Source organism: Streptomyces sp. V4I8 (assembly GCF_041261225.1).
Taxonomy (GTDB): domain Bacteria; phylum Actinomycetota; class Actinomycetes; order Streptomycetales; family Streptomycetaceae; genus Streptomyces.
In genome coordinates, this window is the sequence record NZ_JBGCCN010000003.1 from 40,144 (window position 1) to 53,520 (window position 13,377).

Below are 13,377 nucleotides of genomic sequence, written 5' to 3' on the forward strand. Positions count from 1 at the left end.
CCAAGATCATCGCACCCCGCCCCCCAACTTGATAATGCCGTTCATCAAGGTCAACAGGGTGCGGCAGTACCCGTGGCGGCCGTGGACCAGAACCCCCAAGTGCGGGACATCCTGGTCCAGTCCTGGCGGCACGCGAAGGCCGCGAAGCAGTTCATGGCCAAGCTCATGAAGAAGCAGTGCCGGGGTGGCCAGGGCGCTGGTCACAGACAAGTGCCGCTCCTACGGCCGGATCAGCGGGAACCGATGCGCTCGGCAGAACACCGCTCCCGCAAGGGACTGAACAACCGGGCGAAGAGTTCACCCTGGCTATTCAGCGGAATTGGTTGAGCTGACAGCCTGACAGCAGAAAGGTGCCGTTGACCTGCGAGGATGCGAGTGTCTACGTCGTATCCGCTGCAGAGAGCAAGGCACCTTTCTGGTGGTCGAGAGTACAGGGTGGGACCGTCGGCTGTCCGTGGCTGCTGACGGGAAGAAGCTGGTAGGGCACGCGGGGGCGGTGCTGCTGCGGAAACTGGCCGACCGCCTGGGGCTGACGGGTGGACTGGCCCGGGTGCTGCCGTCGAGTACGGCGGCCGGGTGGCGGGAGCGGAGCGGGGTGCTGGTCCAGCTGGCTGTGGCGATCGTGCTCGGAGCACGGAGTCTGCTGGAGGCCGAGCAGCTCCACCTGCACCACCAGCAGCTCTTCGGCCCGGCTGTGTCGGACTCGACGATGCGCCGGGTGCTGGCCGGCCTCGACGAACACACGCTGCGAAAGATCGCGAAGGTGCGGCGGCGGGTGCGCCGCCAGGTGTGGGGCCTGCTGCATCTGCGGCCGGGCGGCTTCCCCTATCTCACCGTTGCCGGACGGCACTTGAAGGGCTGGATCGTCGTGGACCTGGACGCCACGGTCATCACTGCCGCTTCGAAGAAGGAAGGGGCAGCGGCGACGTTCAAGGGCACGTTCGGCTTCCACCCGCTGGCCGGCTGGTGCGCGAACACCGGTGAGAGCCTGGCAATGGAGCTGCGCTGCGGGAATGCCGGGGCGAACACCGTCGAGGACCACCTGCGCGTGCTGGCGGCCTGTCTGGAGCAGGTCCCCGGCTCCTCGCAGGCCAAGCTCCTCATCCGCGTCGACGGCGCCGGGGCCACGCACGGCCTGCTGGAGCACCTGGAGTCACTGAACACGAAGCGGCGCACGGTCCGTTACACCGTCGGCTGGAAGATCACGCCCGAGGACGAGGCGGCGATCGCGAAACTCCCCGAAAGCGCATGGGAGACCTCCCTGCACCAGGACGGCAGCGTCCAGGAGGGCTACCAGGTCGCCGAGTTGACCGGGGTGAACACCCGCGAGGGCTGGCCCCAGGGGATGCGGCTGATCGTCCGCCGGGTCAGACCCTCACGGCGGCAGCACAAGAAGCTGACCGACTTCGAGAAACAGACCGGCTGGCGCTACTCGATCACCGCGACGAATATCCGGCACCTGTGGGGCATCCCCGGCTCGCACCAGGTCCAGTTCCTCGATGCCCTGCACCGCGACCACGCCGAGGTCGAGGATCGCATCCGCACCGGCAAAGCCATGGGCCTGCACAACCTCCCGTCCAAGTCGTGGCAGGTCAACGCCGGATGGATGCTTGCCTGCAACCTCGCGGCTGATCTCGACGCCTGGCTGCGGCTGCTCACCCTGCACGACCAGGACGGGCTCGAACACGCCGAGCCGGACACCATGCGCTTCCGCCTCTACCACCTGCCCGCCCGCCTCGCCGACCACGCCCGACGCCGCTACCTGCGCATCGAACGGACCTGGCCCTGGGCAAAGGCGTTCACCACCTGCTGGAGCAGGCTCACACAGCTTCCGGCCGTCACCTGACAGCCGGCCCCGCCCCGACCAGGACCAGGAAGGAGGAGGACCGCAGTCTCCGGGCCTGTGGAACCCGGCGCACCCCGCGGCGTTACGCGACGGCCCGTCCTCCAACGGCAGAGGACATTACGGGCGAACCGCCGGATCACTCAGCGACCGAAACCCGCTGACGAATCGAGGTTCACACCAGCCCACCCGCCAGCGCGAACACGCCATGAAAGGCTTCCCATTCACCCCGGTCAGTCCAGAAGTTCCTCACCGCATTCAGCCGGATCTCGCCCTCCGACCCCGCCATCACCTGATGACCGCGCCCGATTACCGGGCGAGATGACCACCCGCTTCGCCGTCTGGGACCACACATCACCGGCGTCACCACCCTGGCCACGGCAGGCTGGACCAAGGCCGCCGCTCGCCCTCACCACGACCTGCCACACCACAACCAGCCCCCCCACCCCAATCAAGTTGACAGCGCCGTGCCTCCACCTCGCACCAGCTGAGCGGGAAACGGAAGTACAGCCACACCACATGGAGATGATCGCCGCCGAAACCTGAACCCTATGTACGACACCGACGCCCCGGACCCCACAGCCGCCCCGGAAAGATCAACGAACCCGGCGATCGTCCCGGTCAGGATGTGGCGCCTGTGGAGCGAGTGGCGAACATGGAGTTGAGGATCCAGGTGGCGAGCCGGTCGCGGCTCCAGCCGACGGGGTGACTGGTCTCGTCGTACAGCCTTCGACCGTCGATCACTGACGGGCAGTCGTCGCGGTTGCACAGCTGTTCAGCGAGATCCAGAATATGCACACCTCTGCTCTTATATTTTTGAGAGACCTCTTTAATGACCTTGTTCATTTCGATCGAGGAGGACCTCCAGATACCTTCCTCCTGCAGCTTGTCGGTAGTTAGATAGACAGGCGTGCCATTCTTCGCGAGAATATCAATAGCCTTCCCCATGTTTTTTTCGAATCTCCTACGAAAACCTGGGTGTTCAATGGTGAGCTGGACGCCAGCCCCGTCGAAGGATTGCGGGTGCAGATCCCAGGTTGTCGTTCGCAGCAGGACAGCATCCGGCCTGTATTTCGCAATGTATTCAGGCCATTTCTGCGGCCACTCCAAACAGTCACTCCTCACCCTTTCCCCGTCTACCAAATCTGGCAGCATGATTCCGCACCCGCCCACACCAGCGTTCACGATTACATTTCCGCTTGAGGCGACCTTGACCATTCCTTCCCCCAACCGTTCAGCCCAGGAGTCACCCACAACAAGCACCTTTTTTCCTCGAACGGCTGGAGAGAGCTCGGCGTCCCCAATAGGTGGCAGCTCTGCGGTTAAGGGCCCTTGCGAAGACGCCGGAGCGGATGGGGATGCCGGAGTTGCGGAACGCGCCGACTTTGCCCCCTGAGCCCCTCCGGCAGCGACATCTCCTTCTACGCCACAACCAACGACTGCCAGCAGCAGTACGGGGAGGTAGAGGGGGAAGGACTTCCAACGACATGATGACTGTGTGAACATAGGTAAATTCCCTTTGTCCAGTTTCTCGAATAAGCCAACGTCTTTTCCGATGCGTCCGGCGCGATGGCTATGATGATTTGCATGGCGACCTTACACGGTCGGTGGAATCGGTCAGACTGCGGTGATGCGGTCGGCAGCCGGACAGCGGCACGAGTTGGCGCAGGGTGAGGTTGGTGCGCCAGTGAGGTTTTCTCAATGGAAGTCATCGCCAGGTGTTGTTGAGGACGAGGGCGGCCTTGGTGATGGCGCCGATGCGGTTGGGGCTGAGCGTGATGCGCTTGAGGGTGCGCCAGCGTTCCTTGAGCTCGGCTGCTGCCCGTTCGCCCAGCGCCCGCGCGCCCCGCAACAGCGCGTTGTAGGTGCGGGTGTCGAAGTGAAGCTGCAGGTGGGAGCCACCGCGGGGCTTCTTGAACGGGTGGTGGATGCCGATCCCGGCACCCTGGTAGCCGCTGTCGGCGAGGGTGGGCAGACCGTCGGCCGCAGCCTTGTACAGGGCAGAGGCTTTCCGCCCTGCCCGGCCACCCTGACGGGAAGACAAAATGACGCGCCCGGGGCCCGCCTGAGCCCAGGTAGCCCTGCACCGCACGGCGGGCAGGGGGAGAGAGGGTGTGTCCAAAATCAATTGTGGACACACCCGATGGAGAGCGGGGGAAAGGCCCACCTTGATCGACAAGTCAGCACTGCCTGCCGCACGGGCAGAGGGCGCACGGCAGGTGCCGACGTCGCCGTAGTCGCGGGCGCCCTGGAGGGTCTCGCGTTTCAGGAACGCGTGGAAACTCTCGCAGGACGCGTTGTCCGCGCTGGTGCCGACCGCGCCCATCGACCGGGTCACTCCGAGCCGGTCGCATAGACGGGCGAAGGCCCTTGGAGCCGTATTGGGCTCCGTGTCGGAGTGGAACACAGCGCCGTCCAGGCTGCTGCGGGTCGCAGCCGCCATCTGCAGTGCGTCGGTGACCAGGCTGGTGCGCATGTGGTCGGCGATGGACCAGCCGACGACTTTGCGGCTGAAGCAGTCCAGCACGGTCGCGAGATAGAGGAACTCCCCGTCTTCCAGTGGGAGATTGATCATCGGATCCGCCGTTTATTGGGCACTTCCCGACTCGTGCTCTGCGTGGCGGCGGTTACCGCTCCGTTCTCGCTTGTTCACTGGCCGTCGGGCCGGTTCCAGGTATTTCTTCGGCGGCCGAGATTGGGGCACGTCTTCCCCGATATGGGCAGCAAGGTGCCAGCTGTGTTCGCGAGTGTGATCGTTGCGTGCACTGATCGGGCGTGCGTGGCGCCCTGCTGTACGGCGGAGAAGGGCGGTTCTCGCGAGTGGCGGTCTGTGCCTGAAGTACAGGCGGATAGATCCAATTGAGCGGGAAGATCTCTCGTTGCTGCGCCATGTAGCCGGAAAATCTCCGCTGATCATCGCTGTCGCCGGCATTGTGACTTGCGTCGCCTGGGCGGGTGCCTGGGATAAGACTGCCTTTGGTCGCGTGCTGTTCCGGGGCAGGCTGTCTTGGCACGCCGTGCATAACATTCTTTGCCTCGAGGAGCTGTTCTGTTTCGTTTCTTGATTTGTCCTGGATCACGTCTCTTCTTGCGTAACGGAGTGCCTGGCCGGTCGGGGGGTGACGTCGGCGGATTGATGTGATTGTCTCGCTGACAGGCCGTCTCGCCGAGATATTCGGGCCATCAACCAGTTGTCTGCTCAGGCCAATCGGCGAGGTTCAGCAGTAGTTGGTGGCTCCGCCCCTCGCCGGGCTCCGGTGGTGTGGCTGGCAGCTTCTGCGGTGGCTGCTGTTCCGTTGTCTGTAAAGGAGAGGGAAAGGGAAGAATCATGGGTGCTCGTTCGAGTCGTGGTGTGTCGGGTCGTCATCGCAGGGCTGGGGCGTCGCGGGGGTTGCCCGGGGTGCCGGGTCGTTTAGGTGTGAGAGCGGCGGTGGTCGGGTTGACGATTGCGGCGGGGGGGGGGCGGTCACTGCGGGGCAGGCTCTGGCGGCGGAGACGGCGCCTGCTGCGGACTCGCAGGCGCAGGCACAGACGTCGGCGCAGCAGGTGTTGGCTCAGCTTCCTCAGGAGCACCTGCGTTCCGCAGTTAATGGCGGGGGCCTGGCAGGGAGGAGGGCGTTGTCGCAGGTGAGGGGATTCCGGCCTGGTGGAAAGGCCAGAATCGCCTAGTAACACGTTCCGCTTGATCACTATGCGTTGAGCTGCGGTAATGCTGTTAAGGTCTGGAACCATGTACGTACGGGCGACGACGCGGAAGAACAAGGACGGCTCGACCGTGCGCTACCTGCAACTGGCGCACAACGAGTGGGACGCCGCCACTGGCACCTCCCGCCCGCAGGTGCTGCACAGCTTCGGCCGCGAGGACCAACTCGACCGTGCCGGCATTGAGCGCCTGGTCGCCTCGCTCGCCAAGCTCCTGGACCCGGCCGCCGCCCTGCGGGCCACCTCCGGAGCGGACCTGACGTTCCTGGCCTCGCGGCCGATGGGTGGCGCCCACGCCCTGGATGGCCTGTGGCACCGCATCGGCATCGACACGGTCATGAAGAAGCTCCTGACGAGCAGCCGTCTGGATCCGGCCGCCGAGCGGGTGTTGTTCGCGCTGGTCGCCAACCGGGCCCTGGCACCGAGCTCCAAGCTCGCTGCCACCCGCTGGATCGAGCACGACAGCCACATCCCGGGCCTCGCCGCCACCAGCGACGACGCCTGCTACCGGGCGATGGACTGGCTCCTGAAGATCGAGGACAGACTCGCCGAAGAGGTCTACTGGCAGGTCGCCGACCTGCTCAACCTCGAAGTCGACCTGCTGTTCTTCGACACCACCAGCACCTACTTCGAAACCGGCGAAGCCGACACCCCCGCTGCCCGCGACGAACACGGCCGCCGCCTTCCTGACGAGCCGGCCGACACGACGCAGTCGAGCCAGGCCGCCGAAAGCACCGGCGACGATGAGAAACCGGCGTCGTTCCGCGCCTACGGGAAGAGCAAGGACCACCGACCCGACCTGCCGCAGGTCGTCATCGGCATGGCCGTCACTCGCACCGGCATCCCGATCAGAATCTGGAGCTGGCCCGGGAACACCGCAGACCAGGCATTGATCCGCCAGGTCCGTGAGGACCTGCGCGAGTGGAAGCTGACCCGGGTTGTCTGGGTCGCCGACCGCGGTTTCGCCTCCGAGACCAACCGCCGCTTCCTGCAGCGGGCCGGAGGCCACTACATCCTCGGCGAGAAGATCCGCTCTGGCTCACCCGCCGCCCAAGCGGCCCTGTCGCGCCAGGGACGCTACGCGCACGTGGCCGACAACATGCAGGTCAAGCAAGTCCAACTCCCCGATACCGCCGACCGGTTCGTGATCTGCCACAACCCCGACCAGGCCAAGCGCGACGCTGCGATCCGTGCCGACCTCCTGGCCCAGCTCGAAGAAGCGATCAAGGACTCCGACAAGCTCAAGCCGCTCAAGCGCGCGGAACTGCGTGGGAAGCTGTCCACCAAGCCCGGCCTGCACCGCTTCCTTCGCGCCACCCCCGGCGGGCTGCTGCGGGTCGACAAGACGGCGATCAAAGCCGAAGAGCGACTGGACGGCAAGTTCCTGCTGCGGTGCAGCGACCCTCATCTGTCCGCCGAGGACATCGCGACCGGCTACAAGCAGTTGCTGGAAGTCGAGCGAGGCTGGCGCGATATGAAGACGATCATCGATCTGCGGCCCGTCTACCACCGCAAGGAAGACCGGATACGCGCCCATGTCCTGCTCTGCTGGCTGGCGTTGCTGCTGATCCGCATCGCCGAGACGACCTGCGACGACACCTGGCTGAACCTGCGTGAGGAGCTCGAGCGCATCCACGTCGGCACCTTCACCGGCCCTGCCGGAACCTTCCGCCAGCGCACCGAGACCAGCACCGCCCAGCGCGCCATCCTCGCCAAGCTCGGCGTCACCGAACCCAAGCGCATCATCACCCTGGAACCCGGCACACCCGCCTGACCAGCACGAACGCCCACGCCTAGACACACGCCGATCCGGCGTGCGATCACGCATATCCGCAGGTCAACACACCTTTTCGTGGACTATAGCGACACTGCAGCTGCGGAACTCAGGGAGCAGTTGCAGGAACTTAAGCAGGTGGTTTCGGGGCTGACTGCTGAGCAGCGGAGTGCTTTGGCTGCGGTCTTGTCGGCTCAGGTTTCGGGTCAGCAGGCGCCGGCGGCGGCGCAGCAGGTGTTGGGGCAGCTTCCTAAGGAGCAGTTGCAGGGGCTGGATCAGGCGGTTTCCAAGCTCACCCCGGAGCAGCGGAGTGCTTTGGCTGCAGTCTTGTCGGCTCAGGTCTCGGGTCAACAGACGCCCGCGGCGGCGCAGCAGTCGGCTGCCTCGCAGTCGGCTGCCTCGGTGTCGGCCCAGCAGCCATGGGCGGCACTGGGCCAGCAGATAGTGGCTGCAGTGAGTCAGCTGGCCCAGTCGGCCCAAAAGGCTCAGCAGGCTCCGCAGTCGGGTTCGTCGACGCAGCAGACCCCGTCGTCGAGCACCGCGAGTTCATCGGGTTCGTCGGCTCCGCAGGCGCAGGCGCAGCAGGCGCAGGCGCAGCAGGCGCAGGCGCAGCAGGCGCAGGCGCAGCAGGCGCAGGCGCAGCAGCCTCAGCAGGCGCAGCAGCTGAAGGCGTGGGCTGACGCTGTCCGACAGCAGCAGGCGCAGCCTCCGGCCCAGCAGAGTTTGCAGGGGGAAGAAGGGGCCAATTTGGCCGAGGCCTTCAGAAGCGGCTTCACCGATGGATTCAGCAGTTTGGGTGGGGACGCCTCGCAAGCCAAGGCGATGGCCGACGGTGCCACCCAAGGCTTCACGGAGGGCCTCAACGACGCGCTCAACAGTGGGAGCGATACTCCGTCCCTCGCCTGGCCCCAGGCCGACGGTGACAGCTCATTCACCAGCAGTGATGCAATGAGCCAGCCGGAGGCGTAAAGGCCAGGGCAGGCCTGTGGTTCCGGAAATGCCAAGCGCCCTCCCCCTGCCGAAAAGGTACCGGCGGGGACGGCAGACGCTGGTGCGCACCGACTCGGGCGGGGGCACCCACGAGTTTGCCGACTTGCTTTCCACCCGCGGCCGGTGGCTGTCCTACTCACTCGGCATGACCATCACCGATGTTATCCACCAGGCTGTTCTGAAGATACCGGCATCGACCTGGACGCCGGCCCTCGAGCCGTACGGCGAGATCCGGGACGGCGCCTTGGCCGCGACTGCATGACCGGCCGGCCCAAGGCGATGCAGCAGATCGTCCGCAAGGAACGGCCGCACCCCGGCGCCCAATTACGCTTCACCGATGCCGACGGCATGCGGCTGACCTGTTTCGCCACCCACACCAAGGACGTAGCGATCGCGGCGCTCGAACTGTGGCACCCTCAGCGCGACGGGGTCGAGGACCGCATCCGCGCCGCCGGGGCTTGGCAGGTTGTGCGGTGGGGCGTGAGATGATCTTCATGGAGATCGTTGTGGGGGGCCTGCTCGTGGACACGCCGCCGTCGTACAAAGGGTTCCGGTTCCCGCCCGAGGTGATCGCGCACGCGGTCTGGCTGTACCACCGTTTCCCGCTCTCCTTCCGAGACGTGGAGGAGCTGCTGTTCGAGCGCGGCATCCAGGTGTCCTGCGAGAGCATCCGGGCCTGGTGCGAGCGGTTCGGCCCGGAGTATGCCGCGCGGCTGCGCCGTCGGCAGCCCCGTCCGGGGGACCGGTGGCATCTGGACGAGGTGTTCATCAAGGTCAACGGGCGTCAGCGGTATCTGTGGCGGGCGGTCGACCAGGACGGCAACGTGCTGGACGTCCTGGTGACCAACAGGCGGGACACCGCCGCGGCGAAGCGGTTCTTCCGCAGGCTCCTCAAGGGCACCGAGACCGTGCCGCGAGTGGTGGTCACCGACAGGCTCCGCTCCTACGGCGCCGCCCACCGCGAGGCGATGCCGTCAGTGGAGCACCGAAGCTTGAAGTATCTGAACAACCGGGCCGAGAGCAGCCATGTCCCCACGCGCCGGCGCGAGTACGCGATGCAGGGCTTCCGCAGTGTGGGTGCGGCCCAGCGGCTCCTGTCCTGCTTCTCCCGGATCTCACCCCACTTCCGGCCCCGCCGCCACAAGCTCACCGCCTCCGCCTGCCGCACCGAGATGCCCAACCGCCACACCATCTGGCACCAGATCACCGGCACCACCCTCCTGGCCACAACCGGCTGAACCCACAGCCACCACGCACCACCCGACACTCCAGCACGGTCCAACTCACCTGCCACAACAGCAACTTGACAAGCCCCCCTCAAGTGAACCCCCTGGACTTACACGGAGTCACTGACACGCCCATGGGCGAGAGCGTCGTCGTCCTCCTACGGCGTGCAACCTGACGTCCCAGGGACCGCACCTCATGTACGTCACGCAATGCCGTTGTTTGAATGGTGGAGTTGGCGGGGGTGTCCGGTGAGACCGTGGGGTGGTGCTCGTGGCCGGGCATGGGTCAGGCATGGGTCATCCGTGGGTGGGGCTGTCTGATCGGGTACGGCTGGGGCTGCTGACGCGGTGGGTGACGCCAGCGCTGGTGGACGAGGTGCTGGGCGGGTGCCGCAAGCGGGACCGGCGGCCGGGTGCTCTGCCGGCTGGCTTCACGGTGTACTTCACGCTGGCCCTGGCCCTGTTCCATCAGGACTCCTATGACGATGTCGCGGAGAACCTGACGGGCGCGATCGCCGGGATGGGCGAACACATCCCGAACAGGGCGTCGTTCACCCGTGCCCGGGAGCGTCTGGGGCCTGAGGTGCTGGAGATGCTGTTCCGGAGACTGGCCGGGCCGCTGGCCCCGCCCGGGCTGGCGGGATCCTTCTGGCGGGGGATGCGTCTTGCCGCGGTGGACGGGTTCCTGCTGGACGTGCCGGACAACGAGGCCAACCGGCACGCCTTCGGCGGCCCGAAGGACTCGCGCGGAAAACCAGGAGGATTTCCGCAGGTCCGGGTCGTGACACTGACCGAGACCGGCACCCACGCCGCCATCGACGCACGGGTGGGCGGCTTCAACGGCGGCGAACGCGACCTGGCCGTCGCCATGGCTGCTTCGGCCGACGGAATGCTCGTGATCATGGACCGGGGCTTTCCCGGAGTGGAACTGTGGAAGGCATACACCACCGCCGGTGCACACCTTCTGCTGCGGGCGCGCTCCTGCGTCGCGCGTCGTCCGGTGCAGCGCCTGCCCGACGGCACTTACCTGGCGCGGATGAACCTCGGCGGGCAGAAAGGCGCGCACCCGGGCGGCGTACTGGTCCGTGTGATCGAGTACCGCGTCGACGGCGGCGAGGTGATCCGGCTCCTGACCGATCTCTTCGACACAGACACCTACCCCGCGGACGAACTCGCGGCCCTGTATCACGAGAGGTGGGAGGCGGAATCTTCATACCGCCAGCTCAAGACCTTCCAGCGCGGCCGGCAGGAAGTACTGCGGTCGGCCGACCCGGCACTGGTGCGCCAGGAAGTATGGGCACACCTGATCGTCCACTACTGCCTGACCGGCATCATCATGCGGCTCGCCGACGGTCACGGCATCGACCCGGACCGCATCTCGTTCGTCAAGTCACCGCGACCTGGGAGGGCGTCGGCGGCGGACACGGTCTACTGCAGGGACGGCGGGTGAAAGTGGCGGCCGTCGGCCGTGGCGCGGCGGCCGCGCCACGGTACGCCGAGAGCTGCCCGGCCCCGACGGGGCGGCCGCCCCGATCCAGCCCGCCGAGGCCCGGCCGGAGGTCCTGGGGAGCCTGCCGCCGTGGAGGGCTCCGCACACCAGAGGCGTGCCCTCCTGAGCGTGGTGGGGTGAGCAACGATGCGCGAGTCTCGCCGCATCGTTGGCTGGATTCCCGACTTCCCGGTCATCGTGGCCGGCGCCCTCAGCGAAGAGCCGGTCGCGGTTGTCCACCGCGACGCCGTGGTGGCGTGCTCGGAAGCCGCACGCCGAGCCGGGGTACGCCGACGCATGCGCGCCCGCGTGGCGCAGGCCCGCTGCCCGCAGCTGCGCGTCGTCGAGCGGGACCTCGCCGCCGAGATGCAGGCCTTCGAACCCGCCCTCCGCCATCTCGAGGGAACGGTCATGCCCCGCCTGGAAGTGATCCGCCCCGGGCTGATCGCCGCGCCCGCCCGAGGCCCGTCCCGCTACTGGGGCGGCGAGCAGCAACTCGTCGACCGTCTGATCGCAGCCCTGGCGGAGCTCGACCTGCCGGCCCGGGCGGGCATCGCCGACCGCCTCTTCACCGCCGCGCTCGCTGCCCGGAGCGGACAGATCGTCCCGGCTGGCGGCGACGCGGCCTGGCTGGCCCTGTCACTGATCAGTTCCAGGCCGTGGGGCGGGGTGCACGCGCTGGACGGACTCTGGCACCGGATCGGCCTCGACGGTGTCGTGCACCGCCAACTGGCCGGGCGGCGGCTGGATCCGCGCGTCGAGCGGGTGCTGTTCGCGCTGGTCGCCAACCGGGCCCTGGCCGCCTCCAGCAAGCTCGCCGCGACCGAGTGGATCGCCGACGACGTCCACATAGACGGCCTGGAGGCGATCAGTGACGAAGCCTGCTACCGAGCCATGGATTACCTGCTGACCATCGAGCCGGCCCTGGCCAAGGAGGCGTACTTCCAGGTCACCGACCTGCTCAACCTGGAGGTGGACCTGCTGTTCTTCGACACCACCTCCACGTACTTCGAGACCGAGGACGCCGACGAACCTGTCGCCCGCGACGAACACGGCGAGCGCCTGGCCGCCGACGCGCCGGCCGAAGACGCGGTGCGGCACGACGGGTTCCGCACCCACGGCAAGTCCAAGGACTCCCGCGACGATCTGCCCCAGGTCGTCATTGGCATGGCCGTCACCCGCGACGGGATCCCGGTGCGGGTGTGGTCCTGGCCCGGCAACACCGGTGACCAGGCCCTGATCCGGCAGGTCCGCGACGACCTGCGCGAGTGGACACTGTCGAAGATCGTGTGGGTCGCCGACCGCGGCTTCACCTCCGCCGCCAACCGCCGGGCGCTGATGCGCGGAGGCGGCGGCTACATCATCGGCGAGAAACTCCGCACCGGATCACCCGAAGTACGCGCCGCCCTCTCGCGGCAGGGCCGCTATGCGTCCGTGCGCGACAACCTCCAGGTCAAGGAGGTCAACATCGGAACCGACGACCGGTTCGTGATCTGCTTCAACCCCGACCAGGCCACCCGCGACGCCGCGATCCGTCAGCGGATGGTCACCCAGCTCACCGAGGCGATCGAGGGCACGGACAAGCTGCCCAGGCCCGAACGCGACAAGCTGGCTGGGGTGTTGTCCACCAAGCCCGGCCTGAAACGGTTCTTGCGCACCACCCCGAGCGGGCTGCTGCGGGTGGACAAGAAGAAGATCGCCGCCGAGGCCAACCTCGACGGGAAGTACCTCCTGCGCTCCTCGGATCCGAAGCTGTCGGCCGAGGACATCGCCCTGGGTTACAAACAGCTCCTGGAAGTCGAGCGCGGCTGGCGCGACATGAAGCAAATTCTCGATCTCCGCCCCGTTTACCACCGCCGCGAGGACCGCATCCGCGCCCACGTCCTGCTCTGCTGGCTCGCCCTGCTGCTGATCCGCGTCACCGAGACCTCCACCGGCCAGACCTGGAACCGCCTGCGCGCCGAACTCCAGCGCCTGCACGCGGTCACCTACACCGGCCCGGCCGGCACCTTCCGCCAGTCCACCGACCTCACCAAGCCCCAGCGCGACATCTTCACCGCCCTGAACGTCATCCCGCCCAAGAAGATCATCGATCTGACCGCAGGCCGCTGACCAGGCACTATCCCCCCACCTAGTGACACGCCATCTCGGCGTGCTCACAGGCGTTTCAGCAGGTCAACCCACGTTTTCGTTCCCTAGTCGACACCGCTAACTGTGGAACTCAGGGGCAGCCGCTGCGGCCACCGGACACTCAGCCCTGCCCAAACAACCCCTGACCTGGACCTATTTACGCGTCAGAGACTCGCCGCGACCGGCCTCGACACCAAGGGAGGGCCACTCGGGTTGCGCGGTC

Annotated in this window: 8 protein-coding genes and 3 pseudogenes; 8 read left to right on the top strand and 3 right to left on the bottom strand. The window is 66.8% G+C overall.

What is annotated here, in order from left to right; genetic code table 11:
- Window positions 1-78 precede the first annotated feature (78 nt).
- Window positions 79-300: pseudogene (locus ABIE67_RS48470) on the top strand (DDE-type integrase/transposase/recombinase); the annotation flags it as partial.
- 118 nt (window positions 301-418) lie between these two features.
- On the top strand, window positions 419-1,846 hold the full coding sequence (locus ABIE67_RS48475; RefSeq protein WP_370267871.1) for an IS1380 family transposase: 1,428 nt from the start codon (window positions 419-421) through the stop codon (window positions 1,844-1,846).
- Between the two features lie 618 nt (window positions 1,847-2,464).
- Here the strand turns inward: ABIE67_RS48475 and ABIE67_RS48480 are convergent.
- The 3 genes and pseudogenes from ABIE67_RS48480 to ABIE67_RS48490 all read right to left on the bottom strand — a co-directional run.
- Entirely contained in the window at window positions 2,465-3,349 is an 885-nt protein-coding gene (locus ABIE67_RS48480; RefSeq protein WP_370270872.1) for an SGNH hydrolase domain-containing protein, read from the bottom strand.
- Window positions 3,350-3,551: 202 nt separating this feature from the next.
- A complete protein-coding gene (locus tag ABIE67_RS48485) occupies window positions 3,552-4,010 on the bottom strand; it encodes a transposase family protein (RefSeq protein ID WP_370270996.1) in 459 nt (152 codons plus the stop codon).
- Between the two features lie 42 nt (window positions 4,011-4,052).
- A pseudogene (locus ABIE67_RS48490) lies at window positions 4,053-4,409 on the bottom strand (transposase); the annotation flags it as partial.
- 1,164 nt (window positions 4,410-5,573) lie between these two features.
- Between ABIE67_RS48490 and ABIE67_RS48495 the strand changes: the two are divergent.
- From ABIE67_RS48495 to ABIE67_RS48520, 6 genes and pseudogenes are all read left to right on the top strand, one after another.
- Window positions 5,574-7,319: an IS1634 family transposase gene (locus ABIE67_RS48495; RefSeq protein WP_370270775.1), complete on the top strand. Its 1,746-nt coding sequence runs from the start codon at window positions 5,574-5,576 to the stop codon at window positions 7,317-7,319.
- A 78-nt stretch (window positions 7,320-7,397) separates the two neighbouring features.
- Window positions 7,398-8,288 (top strand): hypothetical protein, encoded by an 891-nt coding sequence (locus tag ABIE67_RS48500; protein ID WP_370270873.1) that lies wholly within the window; start codon window positions 7,398-7,400, stop codon window positions 8,286-8,288.
- 46 nt (window positions 8,289-8,334) lie between these two features.
- A pseudogene (locus ABIE67_RS48505) lies at window positions 8,335-8,768 on the top strand (transposase); the annotation flags it as partial.
- 35 nt (window positions 8,769-8,803) lie between these two features.
- Window positions 8,804-9,547, top strand: coding sequence for an IS6 family transposase (locus ABIE67_RS48510; protein ID WP_370270874.1), 744 nt, complete (start codon window positions 8,804-8,806; stop codon window positions 9,545-9,547).
- A gap of 295 nt (window positions 9,548-9,842) precedes the next feature.
- Window positions 9,843-10,985, top strand: coding sequence for an IS4 family transposase (locus tag ABIE67_RS48515; RefSeq protein ID WP_370270875.1), 1,143 nt, complete (start codon window positions 9,843-9,845; stop codon window positions 10,983-10,985).
- Window positions 10,986-11,171: 186 nt separating this feature from the next.
- Window positions 11,172-13,136, top strand: coding sequence for an IS1634 family transposase (locus tag ABIE67_RS48520; protein WP_370270876.1), 1,965 nt, complete (start codon window positions 11,172-11,174; stop codon window positions 13,134-13,136).
- Window positions 13,137-13,377 lie beyond the last annotated feature (241 nt).